22 protein-coding genes are annotated in these 23,731 nt (G+C 68.6%); 15 read left to right on the top strand and 7 right to left on the bottom strand.

Features of this window, described 5'->3' with window-relative positions:
• Positions 1-87 precede the first annotated feature (87 nt).
• The 3 genes from pdhA to LQ566_RS02950 are packed head-to-tail and all read left to right on the top strand — an operon-like array spanning position 88 to position 3,565.
• Entirely contained in the window at positions 88-1,206 is a 1,119-nt protein-coding gene (pdhA, locus tag LQ566_RS02940; protein WP_231090080.1) for a pyruvate dehydrogenase (acetyl-transferring) E1 component subunit alpha, read from the top strand.
• On the top strand, positions 1,203-2,213 hold the full coding sequence (locus LQ566_RS02945) for an alpha-ketoacid dehydrogenase subunit beta (RefSeq protein ID WP_231090082.1): 1,011 nt from the start codon (positions 1,203-1,205) through the stop codon (positions 2,211-2,213). Before pdhA ends, LQ566_RS02945 begins: the two co-directional genes overlap by 4 nt.
• Entirely contained in the window at positions 2,210-3,565 is a 1,356-nt protein-coding gene (locus LQ566_RS02950) for a dihydrolipoamide acetyltransferase family protein (RefSeq protein WP_231090083.1), read from the top strand. Before LQ566_RS02945 ends, LQ566_RS02950 begins: the two co-directional genes overlap by 4 nt.
• A 35-nt stretch (positions 3,566-3,600) precedes the next feature.
• Here the strand turns inward: LQ566_RS02950 and LQ566_RS02955 are convergent, their stop codons facing one another.
• The gene (locus tag LQ566_RS02955) at positions 3,601-5,340 is read right to left on the bottom strand and encodes an alkaline phosphatase family protein (protein ID WP_231090087.1); all 1,740 of its coding nucleotides are present in this window, start codon (positions 5,338-5,340) and stop codon (positions 3,601-3,603) included.
• 9 nt (positions 5,341-5,349) lie between these two features.
• Positions 5,350-5,967, bottom strand: coding sequence for a TetR/AcrR family transcriptional regulator (locus LQ566_RS02960; protein WP_231090089.1), 618 nt, complete (start codon positions 5,965-5,967; stop codon positions 5,350-5,352).
• Between the two features lie 92 nt (positions 5,968-6,059).
• On the opposite strand from LQ566_RS02960, the gene LQ566_RS02965 reads away from it, so the two are divergent.
• From LQ566_RS02965 to LQ566_RS02985, 5 genes are read left to right on the top strand one after another with little or no spacing between them, the layout of a single operon-like run.
• Complete coding sequence (locus LQ566_RS02965; protein ID WP_231090090.1) at positions 6,060-7,664, top strand: carboxyl transferase domain-containing protein; 1,605 nt, start codon at positions 6,060-6,062, stop codon at positions 7,662-7,664.
• A 5-nt stretch (positions 7,665-7,669) separates the two neighbouring features.
• Entirely contained in the window at positions 7,670-9,595 is a 1,926-nt protein-coding gene (locus LQ566_RS02970) for an acetyl/propionyl/methylcrotonyl-CoA carboxylase subunit alpha (RefSeq protein ID WP_231090092.1), read from the top strand.
• Positions 9,592-10,746: an acyl-CoA dehydrogenase family protein gene (locus tag LQ566_RS02975; protein ID WP_231090094.1), complete on the top strand. Its 1,155-nt coding sequence runs from the start codon at positions 9,592-9,594 to the stop codon at positions 10,744-10,746. The genes LQ566_RS02970 and LQ566_RS02975 overlap by 4 nt, the downstream gene beginning before the upstream one ends.
• A complete protein-coding gene (locus LQ566_RS02980) occupies positions 10,743-11,222 on the top strand; it encodes a MaoC family dehydratase (protein ID WP_231090096.1) in 480 nt (159 codons plus the stop codon). The genes LQ566_RS02975 and LQ566_RS02980 overlap by 4 nt, the downstream gene beginning before the upstream one ends.
• The gene (locus tag LQ566_RS02985) at positions 11,219-12,037 is read left to right on the top strand and encodes an HpcH/HpaI aldolase/citrate lyase family protein (protein ID WP_231090098.1); all 819 of its coding nucleotides are present in this window, start codon (positions 11,219-11,221) and stop codon (positions 12,035-12,037) included. The genes LQ566_RS02980 and LQ566_RS02985 overlap by 4 nt, the downstream gene beginning before the upstream one ends.
• 46 nt (positions 12,038-12,083) lie before the next feature.
• Here the strand turns inward: LQ566_RS02985 and LQ566_RS02990 are convergent, their stop codons facing one another.
• From LQ566_RS02990 to LQ566_RS03000, 3 genes are all read right to left on the bottom strand, one after another.
• Positions 12,084-12,659, bottom strand: coding sequence for a histidine phosphatase family protein (locus LQ566_RS02990; protein ID WP_231090100.1), 576 nt, complete (start codon positions 12,657-12,659; stop codon positions 12,084-12,086).
• 49 nt (positions 12,660-12,708) lie between these two features.
• Positions 12,709-13,545 (bottom strand): Sir2 family NAD-dependent protein deacetylase, encoded by an 837-nt coding sequence (locus LQ566_RS02995; protein ID WP_231090101.1) that lies wholly within the window; start codon positions 13,543-13,545, stop codon positions 12,709-12,711.
• Positions 13,546-13,660: 115 nt separating this feature from the next.
• On the bottom strand, positions 13,661-14,938 hold the full coding sequence (locus LQ566_RS03000) for a hypothetical protein (RefSeq protein WP_231090107.1): 1,278 nt from the start codon (positions 14,936-14,938) through the stop codon (positions 13,661-13,663).
• A gap of 118 nt (positions 14,939-15,056) precedes the next feature.
• Here LQ566_RS03000 and LQ566_RS03005 point away from each other — a divergent pair, with 118 nt between their 5' ends.
• Positions 15,057-15,854, top strand: coding sequence for a TrmH family RNA methyltransferase (locus LQ566_RS03005; protein ID WP_231090108.1), 798 nt, complete (start codon positions 15,057-15,059; stop codon positions 15,852-15,854).
• Positions 15,855-15,860: 6 nt separating this feature from the next.
• Here the strand turns inward: LQ566_RS03005 and LQ566_RS03010 are convergent, their stop codons facing one another.
• Positions 15,861-16,715, bottom strand: a complete 855-nt coding sequence (locus tag LQ566_RS03010) for an SGNH/GDSL hydrolase family protein (protein WP_231090110.1) — start codon at positions 16,713-16,715, stop codon at positions 15,861-15,863.
• Between the two features lie 125 nt (positions 16,716-16,840).
• Between LQ566_RS03010 and LQ566_RS03015 the strand changes: the two genes are divergently transcribed.
• The 4 genes from LQ566_RS03015 to LQ566_RS03030 all read left to right on the top strand — a co-directional run bounded on the left by LQ566_RS03015 (position 16,841) and on the right by LQ566_RS03030 (position 20,470).
• Complete coding sequence (locus tag LQ566_RS03015; protein ID WP_231090112.1) at positions 16,841-18,589, top strand: DEAD/DEAH box helicase; 1,749 nt, start codon at positions 16,841-16,843, stop codon at positions 18,587-18,589.
• A 106-nt stretch (positions 18,590-18,695) separates the two neighbouring features.
• On the top strand, positions 18,696-19,781 hold the full coding sequence (locus LQ566_RS03020; protein WP_231090114.1) for a VIT1/CCC1 transporter family protein: 1,086 nt from the start codon (positions 18,696-18,698) through the stop codon (positions 19,779-19,781).
• Between the two features lie 206 nt (positions 19,782-19,987).
• Positions 19,988-20,197 (top strand): CsbD family protein, encoded by a 210-nt coding sequence (locus LQ566_RS03025; protein ID WP_231090120.1) that lies wholly within the window; start codon positions 19,988-19,990, stop codon positions 20,195-20,197.
• Positions 20,198-20,305: 108 nt separating this feature from the next.
• Entirely contained in the window at positions 20,306-20,470 is a 165-nt protein-coding gene (locus LQ566_RS03030; protein WP_231090121.1) for a hypothetical protein, read from the top strand.
• A gap of 98 nt (positions 20,471-20,568) precedes the next feature.
• Here LQ566_RS03030 and LQ566_RS03035 read toward each other — a convergent pair whose 3' ends face one another.
• Positions 20,569-22,071, bottom strand: coding sequence for a thrombospondin type 3 repeat-containing protein (locus LQ566_RS03035; protein WP_231090122.1), 1,503 nt, complete (start codon positions 22,069-22,071; stop codon positions 20,569-20,571).
• Positions 22,072-22,196: 125 nt separating this feature from the next.
• Here LQ566_RS03035 and LQ566_RS03040 point away from each other — a divergent pair, with 125 nt between their 5' ends.
• Both LQ566_RS03040 and LQ566_RS03045 read left to right on the top strand, forming a co-directional pair.
• Positions 22,197-23,033, top strand: coding sequence for a PhzF family phenazine biosynthesis protein (locus LQ566_RS03040; protein ID WP_231090123.1), 837 nt, complete (start codon positions 22,197-22,199; stop codon positions 23,031-23,033).
• A gap of 190 nt (positions 23,034-23,223) precedes the next feature.
• Positions 23,224-23,724: an SRPBCC family protein gene (locus tag LQ566_RS03045; RefSeq protein WP_231090124.1), complete on the top strand. Its 501-nt coding sequence runs from the start codon at positions 23,224-23,226 to the stop codon at positions 23,722-23,724.
• Positions 23,725-23,731: the final 7 nt, after the last annotated feature.

A 23,731-nucleotide genomic window follows, 5' to 3' on the forward strand; every position in this document is an offset into this window, starting at 1 on the left:
GATGAGCGCGCCTACGCTGGCCCCAATCCGGCAATGTCGCCGGTCGACGCGCAGAGCTCACGAGGCGAAGCGCGAAGGAGGCACACAATGGTGTACACGCTGGGAGCAGCGGCCGATCCCGCCACGGGAACCGGGCGCATTCATACGCTCATCACCGCGCAAGGCGCTCGGGTGACGGATGTCGACCTGGATTCGTACGTGGCGGATCTCACCGCGAAGGACCTGCGCGAGCTCTACCGTGACATGACTCTGGTTCGCCGCATCGACAGCGAGGGATTCTCGCTTCAGCGTCAAGGCCAGCTCGGGCTCTGGGCACCGAGCCTCGGTCAGGAGGCTGCGCAGCTGGGGACCGCTCGCGCTCTGCGCAGCGATGACTTCGTGTTTCCCAGCTACCGGGAGCTCGGCGTGGTGTACGCGCGCGGTGCCACGGCGAGCGACCTGGTGAACACCTGGCGCGGTGAGCGCAACTCCACCTACGACCCCTATGAGATCAATACGGCGACGATGCAGATCATCATCGGTGCGCAGACGCTGCACGCCGTGGGCTACGCGATGGGCATCCAGCGCGACGGCCAGGATCAGGTCGCCGTGGCGTACTTCGGTGACGGCGCCACGAGCCAGGGAGACGTCAACGAGGCCATGGTCTTCGCGGCCTCGTTCGGCGCGCCGGTCGTCTTCGTGTGCCAGAACAACCAGTGGGCCATCTCCGAGCCGGTTGGGGTTCAGGCTGCGGCGCCGATCGCGGGGCGAGCTCCCGGGTTCGGCATTCCCAGCGTTCGTGTGGACGGCAACGACGTGCTGGCGTGCTTCGCGGCGATGCGCTGGGCTCTCAGCCAGGCACGCTCCGGACAGGGGCCCGTCTTCATCGAGGCCGTCACCTATCGCATGGGTCCCCACACCACGTCCGATGACCCCACGAAGTACCGGGACGAGGCGGAGCTGGACCTGTGGCGCACGCGGGATCCCCTTGCCCGCATTGAGACGTTCCTCCGCTCGATCGGCGAGTTCGACGATGCGTTCGCGGCCGAGGTCGCGGCGCAGGCGGACGCCCTCGGCGCGGAGGTGCGAGCCGCCTGCCTGAGCATCGCGAACCGCGCTCCGATCGAGGTCTTCGACCACGTGTACGCCGAGCCGCACTCCGCACTGGAGCGACAGCGCGCCCAGTTCGCCGCTTACCTGGCCGGCTTCGAGGAGGATGCGCGATGACCGCCATGACGATGGGCAAATCGCTCAACGCGGCCCTCCACACGGCGATGCGCCGCGACGAGCGCGTCCTCGTGATGGGGGAGGACGTCGGGCGTCTGGGCGGAGTGTTCCGTATCACCGAGGGCCTGCTGGACGAGTTCGGTGCGAAGCGCGTGATCGACACCCCGCTGGCTGAGGCCGGGATCATGGGCACTGCGGTGGGACTGGCGATGCGCGGGTTCCGTCCCGTCGTGGAGATCCAGTTCGACGGCTTCATGTATCCGGCGTTCGACCAGCTGGTGTGCCAGGTGGCGAAGCTGCACTACCGGACGTTGGGCCGGGTGAAGATGCCCCTGACCATCCGGGTGCCCTGGGCGGGCGGCGTGGGCGCGGCGGAACATCACTCGGAGTCGCCGGAGGCGTACTTCGTCCACACCGCCGGGCTCCGCGTGGTTGCGGTCTCTGACCCCCAGGACGCGTACGTGATGCTGCAGCAGGCGATCGCGAGCGACGACCCCGTCGTGTTCCTGGAGCCGAAGCGGCTCTACCACACGAAGGGCGAGGTCGATCTCGACGCGAACCTCGCCGATGCTGCGCCGATGGGGCTGGCGCGCGTGGCCCGCCCGGGGACGGACGTCACACTGGTGACCTACGGCGGGCAGGTGCGAACCGCCTTGGACGCCGCGGTCGCTGCGGAGGACGAGGGGGTGTCGATCGAGGTGATCGATCTGCGGTCGATCTCTCCGATCGACTACGACACGGTCGACGCATCGGTGCGGCGTACGGGGCGCCTGGTGGTGACCCACGAGGCCGGACGTGAAGCGGGCGTGGGCGCCGAGATCGTCGCCTCGGTCACCGAACGCGACTTTGAGTACCTGGAGTCGGCCCCGGTGCGTGTGACCGGGCACGACGTGCCCTACCCGCCCTCCAAGCTGGAGCACAGCCACATCCCGGACCTGGATCGCATCCTCGACGGTGTCGATCGCGCTCTTGGGCGCCCGAACAGCCTGACGGGGGTCGCCCTGTGACCGCGACCACCGACTTCCGCCTCCCTGATCTCGGGGAGGGCCTTCCCGAGGCGGAGCTCATCCAATGGCACGTCGCGGTGGGCGACACCGTCACCATCAACCAGCCCATCGCGGAGGTCGAGACCGCGAAGGCGGTGGTGGATCTTCCATCGCCTTATGCCGGCACCGTCGCCGCACTCCATGCTGAGGCAGGCACTGTGGTCGAGGTGGGGTCGGTGCTGATCTCCTTCGACACCGGAGACGGCGCTCGCGAGGCCGCCGGCGACCACGCGGCCACTCACGGGCCCGGTACGGAGGAGACGCCGGACGAGCCGGCGGACGAGGTGGTCCCACCGAACCTCGTGGGATACGGCGCCGCACCATCCAGTAAGGCGCGACCTGCCCGCAAACGGCGTGGTGGCGGCGACGGGACATCCGCAGCCACGGCGACGATTCCCACGCCGGCGCCCACGTCACAGGAACCGCAGCCCGGCACGGACCGGGCCGAGCGGCCGCGTTCCACTCCTCCGGTGCGCAAGCTCGCCCGCGACCTCGGTGTCGACCTCACTCAGCTCAGCGGCACCGGTCCCGGGGGCCTGATCACCCGCGATGACGTCGCCGCGGCCGTGTCGAACACGAGCGACCGGCGCCCGTCCGAGGCTGCGGAGTCACCGGATGAGGTCCGGATCCCGATCCGCGGCGTTCGCAAGCACACGGCGGCCGCGATGGTGCGCAGCGCCTTCACGGCGCCTCACGTCACGTGTTTCCACACGGTGGATGTCACGGAGACGATGGCACTCGTCCGCCGGCTCCGCGACGACCGCGAGTTCGCGCAGCACCGCATCGGCCCGCTCGCCGTGGTCGCGAAGGCGGTCTCGCTCGCCCTGCGTCGCACCCCGGAGCTCAACTCGCGCTGGGACGAGGAAGCGCAGGAGATCGTTCAGCCTCGGCGCATCAACCTGGGAATCGCAGCGGCGACGCCCCGCGGGCTGGTGGTCCCGGTGATCCGGGACGCCGGTTCACTCGGCCTGCCGGCTCTGTCCGACGCGATCCGGGATCTGGCAGCCACCGCACGTGAGGGGCGCACGGCGCCGGCCGACATGTCCGGCGGCACGTTCTCCATCACGAACATCGGGACCTTCGGCATCGAGGCCGGCACTCCGATCCTCAACCCCGGGGAGGCCGGAATCCTCGCCGTGGGCGCAGCACTGCGGCGGCCCTGGGAACACGGGGGTGAGGTCGCACTGCGCGAGGTGATGACCCTGAGCCTCTCCTTCGACCACCGTCTGGTCGATGGCGAACAGGGGGCGCGGTTCCTGGTCGACGTGGCGCGGATCCTGGAAGATCCCGCGCGAGCGCTTCTCGTCGCCTGATCGACGGGCCGCGGACGAGTCGTCCGCGGCCCGTCCTAGCGGTCCCCGAACAGCCCGTGTCCGTGCCGTTCGAGCAGCGCGAAGGCGTCGGCATAGGTTCGCGGCGCGCTGCCGTCGCCGAGTCCCTCGCGTTCCATCAGCAGGCCCAGCAGTCCTCGTGCGGGCGGCGTGAGCGCCGTCTTGCTGGACTTCATCGTTGCGGCATCCAGCGTGGCGTCCGGGTTGGGCGGGGTCCACATCGGAACCACGGAGGGCCAGGTGGCGGGGTCGCGCGGGGTGGAGAGGTTCAGCGCTTCGCGGAGATCACGCGCGTCCGCATCCCGATCGGTGAGCGGAGCCAGACCGTGCTGATGGCAGAGCGTCGCGATCACGGCGGCGTGATGCATCTCCTCGTTCACGATGGTGCCGGCCGCGGTGTACGCCGAGACCAGGATCGCCGGGACGCGGAGCCCGAGGCGATCGAAGGCGAAGTCCATCTCCGTCGCAGCCGGACCGTCAGGCGGGACCGCCGCCGGGGGCGGAACGTGGTCGTAGGTGCCCCCATGTTCGTCGAACGTGATGAGCAGCGCCGTGTTCGTGGCGTTGGATCCGTGAGCTGTCGCCCCCGTTCGCACGGCGTTGTAGACGTCGGCGACGAGCGCCTCGCCCGCGCGTACGTCGGACACCGCGGAGTCGACGAGTGTGGTGTCGTCGGCCTGCACGGTGCGGTATTCCCCGAAGGGCGGGTGGAAGTCGTTGTGGTTGTAGATCATGCGCGGCTCGATGAAGGCGTACGCCGGCAGCGTCCCCTGCGCAGCATCCGTGTAGAAGTCGCTCATCACGGCGAAGTGGGCGCTCTTCCAGTACTGCTCCAGCGCGGGTGCGTGAAGAAAGCCAGTCAGGGAGAGCAGCTGATCCTCGTCGAAGTAGATGCGCCAGCTCAGGCCGGCTTCCTCCAGGCGGTTGAAGATCGTGGGTGCCGCGTCCGCATCGAGCCACTTGCGGTAGCCACCGCCGTGGTTGGTGACGAATCCGTGCGAGGTGGACGCATGGAAGAACGAGCGGTTGGCGTACGTCTGGGTCGGCACCGCCGCGAACCAGTTGTCGAACACCGCGAATTCCCGCGCCAGCGTGGACAGCACGGGCAGCATATCGGGGGAGAACCCGCCCATGATCTGATCCACCACCTCGGGAGGGGGAGGCGATCCCACCTCTCGTGTCGCGGTGTTGACGTAGTCGGTGATGAACCCCGACATCGTCGGGACACCGGGGTTCGGCGGGAGGTTGTACGGACTGGTCATCTTCGCCACACCGAGTGTCGCGTTTGTCACCGGGAGCACCTCTCCCCACAACTGTGTGTTGACGTGCGGATACTCTTCTCCGGGGTCCGGCGCCGGCATCCCCATCACCTCATCGGTGGTCCCCGCGTAGACGTGCGCGGCGACCCGACGACCATCGGGCGCCACGTTGGCATAGCTGCCGAAAGCCAGCCCGTTGAATCGGCTGCCCGACGGCAGTGACTCCCGGTCGTACAGCAAGCCGAGCAGGTTGTCGAAGGATCGGTTCTCACCCATGAGGACGACGAGGTGATCGAACGCACGCGCGGGGTCGGCGGCCTCCGGAGCGAAGGTCTCCTCCGTCGAGCGTGCGCCCCAGGCGTAGCCACCGATGCCGCCGAGCGCCGCGCCCGCGACGCCCACCGCACCGCCGCGGAGAAACTGACGCCGCGACGTTCCGCGCGGGGCTCGGGGAGCGGGCTCGTTCTGTGGCGACGTGGGGGAGGAGTTCGCGTGCACGGTCTGAGCCTACGCGCCGCCCTCCACGGCCGGTGAGGGGACGGTGAGCGCCGCCCAGGCGGCAGCCTCCAGTTCCGATGCCGCCACGGCCTGATCGGCGCGGGAGCCCCGAAGGGCATGGGGCGTGGAGTTGAGCAACCCGAAGACGGCGTGTACGCGCAGCCGGGCGACGGCGTCCGAGAACGCCGGGGAGCACGCGCGCAGCGCGGCGACCCAATCATCCACATAGCCGCGCTGCAATGCCCTGACCCGGTCACGTGCCACGGGGGCAAGCGAGGGTAGATCGCGGTCCTGCACACGGATGACATCGGTCTCCGTGAGGGCGAAGTCGGTGTGAAACGCGATCAGCGCTCGCAGGGTGTCCGCCGGCGCCGATCCCGCGGTGCACACGGCGCGGCCTCCCTGGCGCAGGCGGCTGCTCACGCCGACGAGCAGCTCTTCGAGCACCGCCTGCTTGCCGGAGAAGTGTCGGTAGACCGCCGGACCACTGATGCCGACGGCGCTGCCCAGCTGCTCGATGGTGACAGCGGCGTAGCCGTTCTCGGCGAACAATCGTGCGGCGGCCTCAACGAGCGAGGCCCGCCGCTCGGCCTTGGCGCGATCGCGGTGCGTGGTGGGTCTTGTCATCGTGCATCTTCCGCGTTACCGTTCATTCCAGTTAGTGAATATTAACTCAAATCCCACCGACACCGGCAGACCAGCCACGATCGCGAGGACACATGACCCGGCTCACCAGCGCAGTGGTTCACGATCAGGCGTTCCAGGAGAACGCCGCGGCCCAGCAGGCACTGCGCAACGATCTCGCCGCACGGCTCGCCCGCGTGGCGCGCGGCGGCTCGGAGGCAGCGCGGGAGAAACATCTCTCGCGCGGCAAGCTCCTCGTCCGCGATCGCATCGATCGACTGCTCGACGTAGACAGCCCGTTCCTGGAGATCGGTGCGCTGGCTGCCGAGGGGCTGTACGACGGTCAGGCCGCCTCCGCGGGGGTCGTGGCGGGGATCGGGCTGGTCCACGGTCGGCACGTGATGGTGATCGCCAACGACGCCACGGTGAAAGGCGGCACGTACTACCCGCTGACGGTGAAGAAGCACCTGCGCGCGCAGGAGATCGCCGAGGAGAACCGGCTCCCGGTGATCTCGCTCGTCGACTCCGGGGGTGCCTTCCTGCCCCAGCAGGACGAGGTGTTCCCCGACCGGGACCATTTCGGTCGGATCTTCTACAACCAGGCACGAATGAGCGCGCAGCGCATCCCGCAGATCGCTGCTGTACTGGGCTCGAGCACGGCGGGTGGCGCGTACGTGCCGGCGATGAGCGACGAAACGGTGATCGTGCGCGGGCAGGGGACGATCTTCCTGGGCGGCCCGCCGCTCGTGAAGGCGGCGATCGGTGAGACCGTGACCGCGGAGGAGCTCGGCGGCGGAGAGGTTCATGCGCGGCGCTCCGGGGTGGTGGATCACCTCGCCGACGACGATGACCATGCGCTGGAGATCGTCCGCGACATCGTCGCGACGCTACCGCCGCCCGCTCCGCTCGCCTGGGAGGTGTCGGCTCCCCGGGATCCGGAGGTGGACGCACAGGAGCTGTATGGAGTGGTCCCGGTGGATGTCAATCAGCCGTACGACCCCCGCGAGGTCATCGCCCGCCTGGTGGACGGCTCGGAATTCACGGAGTTCAAGAGCGAGTACGGCACGACGCTGGTCACCGGATGGGCTCACATCCATGGCCACCCTGTCGGCATCGTCGCCAACCACGGCGTGCTTCTCAGCGATTCGGCTCTCAAGGGAGCCCACTTCGTGGAACTGTGCGATCAACGGGGCATACCACTGCTGTTCCTGCAGAACATCACCGGGTTCATGGTGGGCCGAGACGCCGAAGCAGGCGGAATCGCCAAAGACGGAGCGAAGATGGTCACCGCTATCGCGACCTGCCGGGTGCCGCGTCTGACGGTGATCGTCGGAGGCTCCTTCGGTGCAGGCAACTACGCGATGAGCGGCCGGGGCTATTCGCCGCGCTTCCTCTGGGCGTGGCCCGGCAGCCGGATCTCCGTGATGGGCGGGGAGCAGGCGGCGCGGGTTCTCTCCACGGTCAAGCGCGACCAGATCGAGGCCGGCGGCGGGGAATGGACCACCCAGGAGGAGGAAACGTTCCGCGCACCCGTGCGTGAGCAGTACGAACGCCAGGGCAACCCCGTCTACGCCACTGCGCGACTCTGGGACGACGGCATCGTCGATCCCCTCCAGACCCGTGACCTGCTCGGGCTGGCGCTCGATGTCGTGGGGCGAGTTCCCTTCGCCGACAGCCGCTTCGGCCTCTTCCGGATGTGACGACCATGATGACGCTGACCACTCCACCGTTTCGCACGGTACTCGTCGCCAACCGCGGTGAGATCGCGCGCCGGGTCATCCGCACGCTGCGGCGCCTGGGCATTCGCTCCGTCGCCGTCTACAGTGATGCGGACGCGATGGCCCCGCACGTGCACGAAGCCGATGCCGCTGTGCGCCTCGGTCCCGCCCCTGCTGCGGAAAGCTATCTCGACATCGATGCCGTGATCGCGGCGGCGCGTGCCAGCGGTGCCGAGGCGATCCATCCGGGCTACGGCTTCCTCTCCGAGAATGTCGCCTTCGGGCACGCATGCGCTGCGGCGGGGCTGGTGTTCATCGGCCCCGGCGAGGAGGCGCTGGACGTGATGGGGGACAAGATCCGTGCGAAGGAGCACGTCGCCGCCTCCGGCGTTCCCACGGTGCCGGGCTTCAGCGCACGAGGGCTCGACGACGAGGAGATCCGTGTCCGGGCACTCGACGTCGGCTTCCCCCTGCTGGTGAAGCCGTCCGCGGGCGGCGGGGGCAAGGGTATGCAGGTGGTGCGGGACGCAGCGGAGCTGGAGGACGCCCTGGTGACTGCACGCCGTGTGGCCGCCGCGTCGTTTGGGGACGATTCACTGCTGCTGGAGCGTCTCATCGAGCGGCCACGGCACATCGAGGTACAGATCTTCGCCGACCGGCAGGGCAACGTCATCCACCTCGGCGAACGCGAGTGCACGCTCCAGCGCCGGCATCAGAAGGTGGTGGAAGAAGCGCCCTCACCGCTGATCGACGACGCCACGCGGGAGCGCATCGGCGCCGCTGCCTGTCGTGCGGCCGCCAGCGTCGACTACGTGGGCGCCGGAACGGTGGAGTTCCTGGTCGCCGCTGATCGTCCGGAGGAGTTCTTCTTCATCGAGATGAACACACGTCTGCAGGTCGAGCACCCCGTCACCGAGATGGTCACCGGGCTCGATCTCGTCGACATCCAGCTTCGCGTCGCAGCAGGCGAGCCGCTGCCGCTCGCTCAGGACGACGTCGTGCTCACCGGCCACGCCGTGGAAGCGCGTGTGTACGCCGAGTCCCCGGCCCGTGGCTTCCTCCCGGCCACGGGCGACGTTCTGCTGTGGCGTACCGCGGAGCACGTCCGGACGGACTCCGCCGTGGAGACCGGATCCGCGGTGACGGCCGACTACGACCCCATGATCGCCAAGGTGATCGCCTGGGCCGCAGACCGGGAAGCGGCCGTGGCGCGCCTGAGTGATGCGCTGGCGGACACGGTGCTGCTCGGGGTCGACTCCAACATCGGCTTCCTCCGCTCACTCCTGAACGATGAACGCGTGCGCGCGGGCGATATGGATACGGGACTCATCGACCGTCTACCTGCGTACCGCGACCCGGCACCCACGCTCGATGTGCTGCGGGCTGCTGCGGCGGCCGTGCCATCGCAGGCCGAGCTCGCCCCCGCCGGCCCGTGGCGGGCGCTGAGCGGCTTCCGGCTCGGTCTTCCGGAGCACCGGGGCGCGGTCACCCTCATCGCGGATGACGGCGAGGTTCACACCGTCCCGCTCGACACCGCAGCTCCCGCGAGCGCCGCATTCGCGACGGACGCGGAGGGCGGTGTGTGGGCGTACGCCGACGGGACCACCGCGCGGTTCCAGCCGATCGGGCGACGGGAGCTGGGGGAGAAGACGCGCAGCGAGCGTGATCGAGCGCCCGGATCCGTCGATCCGGCGCTCAAGGCTCCCATGCCGGGAAACGTGGTGGCGGTCCACCCGGGAGGCGTCATCGCCGCAGGGGAGCGGGTGGTCGTGATCGAGGCGATGAAGATGGAGCACCCGGTGCTCGCTCCGGCCGACGGGACCGTCACCGTCGACGCGCGTGTGGGCGACCACGTGCGCCGTGATCAGATCGTCGCCCACTTCAGTCACCAGCAATCAGAGGAGTCCGCATGACCATGGAGTTGACCGAGGAGGAGCGCGAGCTCGCCGGGCTGGTGCGGGCATTCGCCGAGGAGGTCGTCGCGCCGGCATCCTACGAGGCCGATCGGACCCACACGCTGCCGCTCGATGTGGTGGCGGCGATGGGAGAGCTCGGCCTGTTCGGTCTCCCGTTCCCGGAGAATGTGGGCGGTCAGGGCGGCAGCTACTTCGCGCTCGGCTTGGCGATCGAGGCGATCGCACGCGCAGATCAGTCGCTGGCGATCACGCTGGAGGCGGGAGTGAGCCTGGGAGCCATGCCCGTCTTCAAGTTCGGCACGCCGGACCAGCGGGCAGAACTTCTGCCTGACCTGCTCGCCGGACGGGCGCTCGCGGGCTTCGGGCTGACCGAGCCCGAAGCCGGCTCCGACGCCGGCGCGACGCGCACCACGGCGCGCGTCGAGGGAGGGGAGTGGGTGATCGACGGCAGCAAGCAGTTCATCACCAACTCCGGCACCGCGATCACCCGCTTCGTCACGGTCACCGCGGTGACCGGCACCACCCCCAACGGGAAGCGCGAGATCTCCACGATCATCGTGCCGAACGGGACCCCGGGCTTCACCGTGGAACCGGCGTACGACAAGGTCGGCTGGCACGCGTCCGACACGCACCCCCTGACGTTCGTCTCCGCGCGCGTCCCGGAGGGCAACCTCCTCGGCGAACGCGGACGGGGGTTCCGCAACTTCCTGGAGATTCTCGACGAAGGACGCATCGCGATCGCGGCCCTGGGAACGGGGGCCGCCGAGGGGTGCCTCGAGGCTGCCATCGACTATGTGGGCAAGCGCAACGTGTTCGGCTCCGCGCTCTCCACCCGGCAGCACGTGCAGTTCCTGCTCGCGCGGATGCGGACCCGCGTGCACACGTCCCGCCTCGCGTGGCAGCACGCGGCGCGACTGCGAGACGCCGGGCGGCCGTTCAGCGAGGAGGCGGCTATCGCCAAGCTCGTCTCCAGCGAGGCCGCAATGGACAACGCGCGCGATGCGACGCAGCTGTTCGGCGGCAACGGCTTCATGAACGAGTACCCGGTGGCACGCCACTACCGTGATTCGAAGATCCTGGAGATCGGTGAGGGCACCAGCGAGGTGCAGTTGCTCATCATCGCCCGGGCGCTCGGGGTGGCATCGTGACCGAGGAGCGCATCATCGAGCAGCGTGGTCTCTTCTTCGAGGAGTTCGAGGAAGGCGTCCGCTACGTCCATCGGCCGGGCCGGACGGCCACGGAGGCTGACAACGTGCTGTTCACGACGCTGACCATGAACACGCAGGCTCTGCACCTCGACGCGCAGACGGCGGGCGAGAGTGGGTTCGGTCAGCGGCTGATCAACTCCATGTGGACGCTGTCGACCATGGTCGGGCTCAGCGTGACCCAGCTGACGCAGGGCACGCTCATCGCACAGGTGGGCCTCAGTGACATCGTCTTCCCCGCGCCGCTGTTCGCCGGAGATACGCTCAGCGTCTCCTCACTTGTCGTCAGCAAGCGTCCCTCGGCATCACGTCCGGGGCAGGGAGTGGTGAGCATCGAGCACACCGGCACGAATCAGGACGGTGTCGTGGTGGCCCGAGCGACGCGCACCGTGCTCGTACGGATGCGGGACGCGGCATGAGCGGCGACGTCCTCAGCAACGGCCCGGCGCTCCTGTTCTGTCCGGCAGACCGCCCCGACCGCTTCAGCAAGGCGCTGGATCGGTCGGATGCCGTCATCCTGGATCTGGAAGACGCCGTCCTGCCCGCGGGGAAGCACGAAGCCCGTCTCCGGATGAGCTCCGCGGAGCTGGATCCGAATCGGGTCATCGTCCGCGTGAACGCGGCGGATACCGGGTACTTCCGGGACGACCTCGCTGCGGTACGCCGGAGCCCGTTTCGCACCGTGATGCTCGCCAAGACCGAATCCGCAGCACAGCTGGATGAAATCGGAGACGGCTTGAGCATCATCGCGTTGTGTGAGACGGCGCGCGGTGTGATCGCAGCCGATGCGATTGCCGCCCACCCCAATGTGGTCGCTCTCATGTGGGGCGCCGAGGATCTGATCGCCTCGCTCGGCGGATCATCAAGCCGACGAGCCGACGGCGGCTATCGCGATGTGGCCCGACACGCTCGATCCCGTGTGCTGCTGGCTGCGGGCGCGTATGAACGGCGAGCGATCGACGCCGTCCACGTCGACATCCCCGATCTCCCCGGCTTGGAAGCGGAGTGCCGCGACGCGGCCGCGAGCGGATTCTCCGCCACGGCGTGCATCCACCCGTCGCAGGTGGAGGTGGTGCGCCGGGCCTACCGTCCGGCGGACGCGGACATCGACGCCGCACGGCGGGTGCTGGAGGCGGCGGACGCCAAAGCCGGCGCTTTCCGATTCGATGGGCGCATGGTGGATGAGCCGGTGCTCCGCCAGGCACGCGAGGTGCTGCGCCGAGCAGGGGAGTGAGAACTTCGGCCGGAGCAGATCCTGAGCCAGGTGTGGTGCGCCGCGCTCAGCCGACGGGTAGCAGATGCGGTTCGTGCACGAGCGCGACTCCGCCCTGGATGCGCAGCGTGTGTGCCGAGCCGTTGGCGATGCGCAGGCCCGGCAACGGCTCTCCCGTCAGATGCCGCAGCAGCGATCCGATCACACCCCCGTGCGATACGGCGACGACGTGGGTCTCCGCATCCACTCCCTCGGCGATCTCGAGCAGCGCACGCAGCGCCCGTTCAGCAACCTGCTCGCGTGGCTCGGCCTCGGGGATCTCCGCCGTGTGCCACGAGCCGAACCGCGTCACGAGCTCGGTGTCGGTCATGCCCTCCGCCACGCCGTAGTTGCGCTCACGCAATGCCGCGAACGTCTGCGGCCCGCCCCAGCTTCGCGCCTCGCCGATGATGCGAGCGGTCTCTTCCGCGCGGGACAGGTCACTGGAGACGAGGAGGACCGGGTCCGGGATCGCCAGCTCCGCCGCTGCCTCACGGGCCTGGCGGCGACCGGTGTCGTTCAAAGGGATGTCCGTTGAGCCCTGGATACGGCGGGCGAGATTCCAGTCGGTCTGGCCGTGGCGCACGAGAGTGATGAGAGTCACCGTGTGAGCGTAACGCGCCCTCGCTGTGACTCCGCCCCGGACCGGCCCCTCAGTCCAGGAGGGCCTGTGCCAGAGCCGGGAGCACCTCACCGGTCGCGCCGTCCAGCTTCAGAGACGCGCGGTCGTCCCACCGCGTCCGACCGCGATTCACGATGACCAGCGGCAGGTTCCGCCGTCGCGCGCGCTCCAGCAGACGCGTCGCCGAGTTGACCACGAGGGAGGAGCCGGCCACCAGCACGGCATCCGCAGCAGCCACGATCCCCGCGGCGAGGCGGAACGTCTCGGCGGGGACGAACTCTCCGAAGAACACCACATCCGGACGGAGGAGCCCGCCGCACACCGTGCAGTCCGGGACCACGAAGTCGGTGGTGTCAGTCGGGATGGCATCGCCGTCTGGTCCGAGCGTGACGTTCGTGCTCGCGTCGAAGAACGGATTGTCACGAAGAATGCGCGCTGACACCGCGCGGCGATCGAACACCTGGCCGCAGGTGAGGCATCGCACGCGGCGACCGGTCCCGTGTAGTTCCACGACGCGACGACTTCCCGCCGCCTGGTGCAATCCGTCGACGTTCTGCGTCACCACACCGGTGGCGAGTCCGTCGTTCTCCAGACGGGCGACCGCACGGTGACCGGCGTTCGGTGAGCGGGTGGAGAAGTCCTTCCAGCCCAGTTCGCCTCCGGCCCAGTAGCGACGGCGATCCGCATCGTCCTGAGCGAGGAATCGTTCGTGAGTCATCGGCGTGCGTACCGGAGCGCCTTCACCGCGATAGTCGGGGATTCCCGACTCCGTGGAGATGCCGGCTCCCGTGATGATCGCGATGCGGTGGCCGGCGAGGAGGTCGGCCGCGCGGAAGATGTCGGCGACCGAGAAGGAAGCAGCGTTCACATCTTCAGCCTAGGCGCGTAGATCCGGCACGCGGCGGTTGCAGCGTTACCCGTGCGATGACGAGTGAGGCCGTGAGCGAACATCGCCCACGGCCTCACTGCTCATCCGTCACGCGTCACGACCTCGCCGAGCCGTCTCCGTCCTGGATGCGCGTCTGATCGGGCGAGGCTGGAGGCTGCTGCGCCGACTGGTCTGGCGCGTTCGGTGATGCCGGCTGCGGGGCAGGCGGGGCGGGCTGTGCCGGGGAACCGGAAGGCGCGGGGTGGGCTGGGAACCCGCCCGGCACCGGCGGAACCGGAGGCGCTTGCGGGGCGGCCTGCACCGGGTACGCCGGGGGAGCGCCGTACGGAGGCTGACCAGGGTGCTGTCCGGCCGTCGGGTAACCCTGTGAAGTGGGGTAGCTCTGTGAAGCGGGGTAACCCTGTGAAGCCGGCTGCCCCTGTGAAGCAGGGTAAGTCTGCGAAGCCGGCTGAGCCTGCGGAGGTGCGTAGCCGGGGCCGGCCTGCTGCGCCGGTGCTGGATATCCCTGTTGTGCCGGGGCCGGGTATCCCTGTTGTGCCGGGGCCGGGTATCCCTGTTGTGCCGGGGCCGGGTATCCCTGCTGTGCCGGGGCCGGGTATCCCTGCTGCGCCGGGTACGGCTGCGATGCGGGAGCGGCGTACCCCTGCTGGGCCGACTGGCCGTGCGCCGTCGGGTAGCCGGGCTGGGCGTACGTCGCGGGTGGCGTGGCGTTCGCGGCGTCGTCCCGAGGCTGGAACGCGCGGATGATCAGCGGGATCACCGTGAGCACGACCGCGATGAGCGCGGTCGCTCCCGCGACCCGCCACCACCAGTCCGGATATTCGGGGGCCGGGAAGGCGGCCGGAATCGCGAGCACCAGCGCCGTGAGCCAGCCGAAGGCGATGGCTCCGTAGCCGGCGATCCGCGACACCTGTGGTGTCGTCGGCCTGCGGGTGAACGGCACGTAGAGCTGGGTGATGCCGAGGGCCGCACGCAGGAGGAGCAGCACGCCCAGCAGGCGGAACATCTGCACGGACCAGACGACCTCGTCAGCCGTGTCGGCCGGCTGACCCCATCCATTCCAGATCTTGAGAAGACCGATGGCGATGATCACCACGTTGACCACGGTGGAGGCGCCCAGGTACCAGGGATCCTTGCCACGAGTGATAGCCGTGTCGATCAAGACCGCGCCCGCGAACGCTCCGACGAGCAGCAGAGTGAGCCAGGCCCTGCCCGCCACGTTCGACTGATCGCCGACGATGATGAAGAAGCCGCCGAGCAGCGCTGCGGCAACGAGCATGCCGATGGCCAGCCACATCGCGATCCGGCTCACGTTGAGACCGGCGGCGGGGCGCGCTTCGGCCGGAGCGCCCGGCTGTTGTGAATGAGACATGAACTCCCCCTTCTGAGTGAGCCCACAGTACCGCGAGGCGCTCCGGTATGCCCGGCGTCGCGATCCGTGTGGACACCGCGTCGCCGCGCCTGTGGACAACCTGCGCGATGATGGAGCGATGCCCGTGCACGAGCGCTTCGACCCCGCAGATCCCCGACTGGCGCCACTGCGATCGATGACCGACGCCGCCCATCGTCGCGCAGCAGACGCCGCTCATGGCACGTACGTCGCGGAGTCGCTGCCGGTGCTGGAACGCGCGATCTCCGCCGGTCATCGCGTGCGAACGATGCTGATCGCGCCGCGGTGGCTTGAGCAGATCCAGCAGCTCGCGGCGCCGGACGTCGACGTCTTCGTGGGCGCGCCGGACCTCTTGGCCGCTGTGACGGGGTTCGACATGCATCGAGGCGTGATCGCCGTGGTGGAGCGTCCCGCTCCGCGTGCGCTGGACACGCTTCTGGACGGCCGGCCGCTCGTCGTGCTGGAGAACATCACCGACCAGGCGAACATCGGTGCGATCTTCCGGAACGCGGCGGCGCTCGGTGCCGCCGGCGTGGTCCTCACGCCCACCACGGGCGATCCGCTCTACCGGCGCAGCATCCGCGTGAGCATGGGAACCGTGTTCCAGGTGCCGTGGGCGCGCGCGTCGTCATGGCGGGGGCTGCTCGAGGCGCTCGCCTCTGCGGGCTATACGACCGCGGCGCTGGCTCTCGACCCCCGCGCGGTCGAACTGCAGGACTACCGCCCCGCGGGGCCGGTGGCCCTCGTGCTGGGAGCTGAGGGCCCGGGGCTCGCATCCGAGATCATCGACGCAGTGGACGACGTCGTCATGATCCCGATGACGGCCGGTGTCGACTCGCTGAACGTCGCCGCCACGAGCGCCATCGCACTGTGGCACCTGGTGGGCGCGCGCGACTGAGCGCGCTCAGTCGGGGCTGTCGCCGAGGAGGCTCACCGGGAGCGGCTCCGGACGCTTCGCGGAGATGGTGTCGCCGGAGGACTGGTGCCGAAGACGTCGCAGCACCCAGGGAACCAGGTGCTCTCGCGCCCAGGAGATGTCGCCGACCCGCGCTTCGCGCCAGGTCCGGGGAACGATCGCGTCTGGCTGCATGGGAACGAGATCGTTCGGCACATTCAGGGCACGCAGCACCATCCGGGCCACTTCGTGATGGCCCAGCGGGTTCATGTGGAGGCGGTCCTCCGCGAAGAACCGGGGGTCCTGGACCTCTTTGAGCGCCCACTGGTCCGCCACGATGCAGTCGTACTTCTCGGCGACCGCCCGGATGTTCTCGTTGTAAATCGCGATCTTCCCGCGGAACGGGCGGAACACCGGCGTGAAGGTGACGTCGATGCCGGTGAACACCACGATCGTGGCGCCGTCGCGACTGAGCCGTGCAACCGACTCGTCGAAGAGCTCCGCGATGTGGTCGGGGTCGGTTCCCGGACGGATGACGTCGTTGCCGCCCGCGCAGAAGGTAATGAGGTCCGGCTTCAGTTCGAGGGCGGCGTCGATCTGCTCGTCCATGATCTGCTGGATGAGCTTGCCGCGGACGGCAAGGTTGGCGTACGCGAAGTCTTCCGTGCCGGTTCCGAGGACCTCCGCGACCCGGTCGGCCCACCCCCGCAGACCGTTGGGAGCCGAGGGCTCCGGGTCTCCGACGCCCTCGGTGAAGGAGTCCCCGATGGCCACATAACGGCGCCAGGGGTGCGGGCCGTCGTTGTCGCGGGCGGTGTGCGGCGGGTTCTGCCGCACGTCGTCCTTCTCGTCGCGCTTCGTCATGATCGCCTGCTTTCCGCGTCGGGCCGCGCCCACCGGCGGGGCACCCGGAAGCATAACAGCGGCATCCGAGGGTGTCGTCCGAGTCCCGGGGAGCAGTGTCGGTGGAGGCGACTATCCTTGACCGAGTGCTGTCACCGTCCTATCCGCAGAGAGCCCCGTGGGGTACCGCGGGAAAGCTCCGAGCGTGGCAGCAGGAAGCCCTGGAACAGTACTTCGCCCAGGACAAGCGCGATTTCCTCGTGGCCGCGACCCCAGGCGCAGGAAAGACGACTTTCGCGCTGACACTGGCCCAGGAACTCCTGCGCACCGGTGTGGTCGAGAAGATGATCGTGGTGGCACCCACCGAGCATCTGAAGACCCAGTGGGCCGATGCCGCAGCTCGCCTGCACATCCGTCTCGATCCGGTGTTCCGCAACTCTCATGTGGCTCCCGCGCGCTATTACCATGGCGTCGTCGTCACCTATGCGCAGGTGGCCGCACGTGCATCCGTGCACCGTCGTCTGACGCAGTCTGCACGCACGTTGGTGGTCCTGGACGAGGTCCACCACGGCGGCGACGCGCTCAGCTGGGGGGACGCGATCCGTGAGGCGTACGGCCCCGCGACCCGCCGGCTCTCCCTCTCCGGCACACCGTTCCGTTCCGACACCGCGCCCATTCCGTTCGTGGAGTACCACCCCGATGAGTCGGGGGGACGAGTGTCCACGACCGACTACAACTACGGTTACGGTCGCGCCCTCGCGGATGGCGTCGTCCGCCCGGTGCTGTTCCACGTGTACGCGGGCACCATGCGGTGGCAGACCAGTATGGGCGACGAGCTGGAGGCGAACCTCGGGCAGGAGAACACCAAGGACGTCAATGCCCAGGCATGGCGTACCGCCTTGGATCCCGAGGGCGAGTGGATGCAGGTGGTCCTGCGATCCGCGAACGACCGGCTGACCGAGATCCGCAAGCACGTGCCGGATGCCGGCGGGCTGGTGATCGCCACGGATCAGACCGTGGCGCGCGCGTACGCGAAGCTGCTGCACGGTATCAGCGGTGAGCACCCCACCATCGTCCTCAGCGACGAGAGCGATGCGTCGGCACGGATCGAGAAGTTCGCCGAGTCGACGAGCAGGTGGATGGTCGCCGTCCGCATGGTGTCGGAGGGCGTCGACGTGCCGCGCCTCGCCGTGGGCGTGTACGCCACCTCGTCCTCCACGCCGCTGTTCTTCGCCCAGGCGATCGGACGCTTCGTGCGCGCTCGCCGTCGTGGCGAGGCCGCGAGTGTCTTCCTGCCGAATGTGCCGCCCCTGATGAAGCTGGCCAACGAGATGGAGAAGCAGCGCGATCATGCGCTGGACCGGCAGACCAAGGATGAAGACGGGCTGGAGGACTCGCTGCTGGATGCGGCGAACCGCGAGGAGAAGGCGGAAGACGCTCTCACCGAGGAATTCCAGTACCAGCCGATCGCCTCGACGGCGCATTTCGATTCGATCGTTTTCGAAGGGCAGCAGTTCGGCCAGCTCGCCGAGCCTGGAACGGCCGAAGAGCTGGAGTTCATCGGCCTTCCGGGGCTTCTCGAACCCGAGCACGTCCACGAGCTGCTCATGCAGCACCAGGCGAAACAGGCCAAGCATCGCGAGGCCCGCGAGGCCCGCGAGAAGTCCAGCGGGGAGCGGGAGACCTCTCTTCCCGAACCGCTGCACCGCACCCTCCGCGAGCAGCGTCAGTTGCTGAACACGCTCGTCGGACTCTATGCGCGCCAGAGCGGGGAGCCCCATGGGGTGGTCCACGCTCAGCTCCGGCGAGAATGCGGCGGTCCGGCGGTCGGTACCGCGACGGTGGCGCAGTTGCAGAAGCGCATCGAGGTCATTCGGCGCCGGGTGCGTTCCTGATGATCGGGCCGCCGTTCGGCGGCCCGAAATGCTGGTAATCCGCGAGATTCCGCGGTTTCCGGGCGCGCCGACATCTACGGTGGAAGCTGCCGTCCCGAGGAGAACGATGTCTGCGCCTGCCCCCGCCGCCCCTGCCCCCACCGACGCCGACCGACGCCGCTGGGCGAAGTACCTGGCCGACGAGCGTGCCGAAGCACACGTCTACCGTCGCCTCGCCGAACGCAAGACGGGGGAGGAGCGCGACATCCTGCTGGCCCTCGCCGACGCCGAAGGACGTCACGAGTCGCACTGGCTGGCCCTCCTCGGTGGAGAGCCCGCGCGACTGCCGCGCGCGGGCGTGCGCACTCGCCTGCTCGGGTGGATGGCCGGCAACTTTGGTTCGATCTTCACGCTCGCTCTTGCGCAGCAGGCCGAGGCTCGCTCGCCGTACGCGGATGAGGAGTTCGCGACAGCGGCGATGGCGGCCGATGAGAAGGTCCACCATGAGGTCGTCCGCGGCCTCGCTGCGCGGGGGCGTCGCCGTCTGGCGGGCACGTTCCGTGCGGCGGTTTTCGGCGCGAACGACGGCCTCGTCAGCAACCTGGCCCTCATCATGGGTATCGGCGCGACCGGTGTCGCACCGCAGTTCGTCCTCTTCAGTGGTCTCGCCGGTCTGCTCGCTGGTGCGCTGTCGATGGGGGCGGGCGAGTTCGTCTCGGTGCGCTCCCAGCGTGAGCTTCTGGATGCCACACAGCCCAGCGATCTGGGCGATGATGCCTACCTCGACCTGGATCTCGACGCCAACGAAGTGGCGCTCATCTATCGCACTCGGGGGATTCCCGAGGACGAGGCCATGGCGCGGGCGCGTAGTGTGCTCGAAGCCTCGCACGCGGGCACCAAACCCCAGCGAGAGGTGCAGGAGGATGACGAAGTGGTCGGCTCTGCATGGGGCGCGGCGATCTCGAGCTTCCTTTTCTTCGCCTCCGGCGCGGTGATTCCCGTGCTGCCCTGGCTTTTCGGCGCGACCGGGCTGCTGGCCGTCGTGATCGCTCTGGTGCTGGTGGGCATCGCGCTCATGTCGACCGGGGCGATGGTCGGGATCCTCTCCGGGGCGTCCCCGCTGCGTCGCGCTCTGCGCCAGCTCCTGATTGGCTTCGGCGCCGCGGCCGTCACCTACGTGCTCGGCCTGGTGTTCAACGTCTCCGTCGCCTGAGAACGTCGCGCCGCACGAGAACGTCTCCGTCGGGGGGAGATCCTTCGCCGTCATCCAGGGTGCTTCGCCCGGAGGTGACCACCCGCCGGACGCTGGAGGTCATCACGTCCTCACGCCGGTGTCAACCCGGTTGCGTGCCGCGTCGCGCCCGGGTGAGCGTGGGGGAGTCGGCGCATCCGCGTCGACGATCGACGAAAGGACGCCCCATGGCTATCGGAGACAAGGCACAGCACAAGGCTGAGGAGCTCGCCGGGAAGGCCAAGCACGCCGCTGGCAAGGTGACCGGTAACGAGGACCTGGAGGCCCGCGGCTTCGCCGAGGAGCAGAACGCCAAGCTCAAGCAGGGTGTCGACAAGGCACACGACGCGGCTGAGCACGCGAAGGACGAGATCGAGGACCGTCTGGACCGTCAGTGACCAGGCCCATGGCACCTCGGGGACGCGGAGTCAACCCCCTCCGCCCCGGGTGCGCATGACCATAGCGTGAAGGCCCGGTCGCACCCGCGACCACGGAAGGAGTCCCTCATGAACATCCTGTTCATCGTGATCGTGGTTATCGCGATCGTGCTCGCCATCACGGGCGGACTGGTGCAGTCCCTGAACTTCCTGCTCTGGGTTGGACTGGTGCTGCTGGTACTGGCCGTGATCGCCTGGCTGATCCGGTCGCTGACAGGGCGCAAGGCGCCCTGATCGGTTCCGGCGGGGGCGCAGAAGCGAACCCGCCGGTGGGTGTGAACGAGCGGTGCCGGTGCCGCGGACAGACGTCCGCGACACCGGCACCGCTGGTGTCAGGGCTGATAAGGCGAGTAGGGCGACCCGGGAGAGCCGCGCATCGCCAGGCCTGAGTCGGCACCCGCCATGATGCCGTCCCCGTCGGAATCATCGATGGGTGTGATGAATCCGCCGCCGAGCTGATCGAGATCAGCGCGCCCGATTTCGTACAGGTCCAGATGCGATCCGTCGCTCATCGGATCGTTGCTGTCCGGGAGAGAATCGCCATCGAGGTTGCGCTGCAGGAGGAACTCGGAACGCAAGACCCCCGAATCGGGAGCGGTCTCGAGATCATCGAGCAGACCGTTCGTGCCGAACGACAGCGTCGCATCGAACACGCCATTGTGGTCTGCATCGAACGCATCGATCTGAGCACGGGTGAACGGACGGCCCTCCATGAGGTCGAGCACGCCGTCGTTCTCAGAATCGAGATCGAGGTAGCTGGGCACTCCGTCGCCGAGGACGGGCAGGATGAGGATGTCGCCGTCGTGATCGTCGTCGCCGAACACGCCGTTGTGGCTCACGTCCTCCTCGGTGTCGAGGATTCCGTCGTTGTCCGAATCCAGATCGCACCGGTCGACCACGCCGTCGGCGTCGGTATCCCGGGTAAGCGACTTGTCGTTCACCACGAAGCACGCCCTTGGGTCGGCCTGGAGTGTCGCAGTGGCGCTGTTGTTCGTCACGGGAGTCTCGCCCCCGCCGGTCCCGGCATCCACGACGGCGGCCGCTACGCCCGGGGCCCCGGTGTTCCCCTCGATTGGGGTCACGACGAAGCTGATGCGCAGGGTCTGCCCGGGCGCGAGCACCACAGCGGCGATCACGCGGAACGGATCCGTCACCGTGCCGGTTCCCGAGATCATGACCTGGTCGTTGATCACGGCGTAGACCGCGCCGTCCACCTGGGCGGTGGTCTGACCAGGGTCGAAATCGGTGTGGAAGCCCGGCGCACCGGGCATCTCGACGGCGAAGGCGATGGTGCCGCTCGTCTGGGCCTCACCCACATTCGTGATCTCGACGACGACGTCCGTCGCCGTCTGCAGCGCCCGGTCCGGAACGATCACGTTCGGCGTGAGGTCGGGTGCCAGCGTCGACGTTGGTGTGGGTGTGGGGCTGATGGTTGGCGTTGGCGTTGGGCTGACGGTGGGCGTCGGCGTCGGGCCGACTGTGGGCGTGGGCGTCGGCGTCGGGCTGACGGTGGGCGTCGGCGTCGGGCTGACTGTGGGTGTCGGCGTCGGGCTGACTGTGGGCAGCGGCGACGGACTCGCGGTGCGTATCGGCGACGGACTCGCCGACGGCGTTGAACACGGCCCCGCGGCGTTTGCGGCCGGCCCTGTCATGACGATGCCGCTGACGGCGAAGCCCAGCACGAGCACCGTGCCCGCGGCGAGGACGGCGGATCTGCTCCGCGTCCGCGAGACCATCAGCGCGATACCGCCGACGATGAGAACAAGAGCGATGATGCCCCACGGAAGTGCGCTGTCGGAACCGGTGCTCGCGAGCACGCAGTCGTCAGTAACCATAGATTCCCCAATCCCCCCGGCTACTACTCGGATTGTCGAAGAGTACGGCATGAACGCGACTTTGCCTGCATCCCGCGGATGCCGGCCGACCCGCGCACCGGCTCCTGCGCTGCTACGGTGACTGAGTGACGCGGAGATATTCAGAGGTCGATGTCTTCTCCCCGGTGGCATTCCTCGGCAATCCGGTGGCGGTCGTGCACGACGCCGAGGGACTGACCTCAGAGCAGATGCAGCGCTTCGCGAAGTGGACCAACCTCGCCGAGACGACATTCCTACTCCCGCCGACCACAGCGGCTGCGGACTACCGCGTTCGCATCTTCTCTGCCACGCAGGAGTTCCCGTTCGCGGGGCATCCGACGCTCGGGTCGGCGCTCGCGTGGCTGCGAGGCGGTGGCGTTCCACAACGTCCGGGCGAGGTCGTGCAGGAGTGTGGCGCGGGACTCGTGCGCGTGCGCGTCGACGAACAGATGCTGGCCTTCGAGGCACCGCCGCTCACGCGGTTCGAACCAGTGGGGGAGCCGGAGCTGGAACAGGTCGCGGGAGCGCTGGGCATCGAACGGTCCCGGATCGTGGATGCATCCTGGCTGGTGAACGGGCCCGGGTGGATCGGTGTGCGGCTCGCGAACGCCGCGGAGGTGCTGGCGCTTCGCCCGGATCCCGCTGATCTCGGCTCTCTCTGCATCGGTGTCGTCGGCGAGCACGCACCCGGCAACGATGCTCGCTTCGAGGTTCGCGCGTTTCTCGGCGGTGATCCGGTCTGGGAGGACCCGATCACCGGCAGCCTGAACGCTGGACTCGCTCACTGGCTGCGCGAGTCCGGGGAACCGGTCGGCGGCGGCTACACCGCGGCGCAGGGTACGGCGATCGGTCACGAGGGACGCGTCAAGGTGAGCTACGAGGGCGATCGGATCTGGATCGGCGGACACGCGGTCGTCTGCGTCCACGGAGAAGTCACTCTGTGAACGACACATCCAGGCAAGCGGGTACTGCTCTGGACCGGCGGACAAGGCTCGCCGCGTCGACGGACAGGTCATCCTGTGAATGAGACATCCTGGCAAGCGGGTACTGCTCTGGACCGGCGGACAAGGCTCGCGTGCGTCGACGGACAGGTCATCCTGTGAATGAGACATCCTGGCAAGAGGGAGCGGCGACATGCTGGTGAAGACCACGTACCGCACGGTGCGGGAGGAGGGCGTCGTCCCGGCGTCGCCCGCGGAGGTCTGGCGGGTTCTGACCGACCCGGCCGCCATGGTGGCCGTTGATGATCATCCCGTCGACATCGTCGAGCCCAGCGGTGATCCGGCGCTGGCGGGGTCGCGATGGGTGGAGGTGCACGAGCCGTCCTGCGGCAGCGATCGAGTTCCTGTCCGGGTGGCGGAATCCGAGACCGCAGTCCGGCAGGTGCTTCAGCTCTGGCAGCGCGGGATCCGGATGACTATCGACCGCCGCCTGGAGCACATCGCTCCCGATTCGACGCGCGTGATCGTGACCACCAGCTATCGGCCGTCGCTCGCCGGGCGTGTGGGACAACAGGTGCTGCCCTGGTTGCTGCTCGCTATCGGTGTGATGCCGAAGCTCGCCGCGGACGACGACGATTCCTGGTTTGATCGTCTGGGATCGTCCGCGCGTTCGGCCCCGGACACGCGCGCCTGACAAAGGT

Source organism: Microbacterium nymphoidis, from assembly GCF_021044885.1.
Taxonomy (GTDB): Bacteria; Actinomycetota; Actinomycetes; order Actinomycetales; family Microbacteriaceae; genus Microbacterium; species Microbacterium nymphoidis.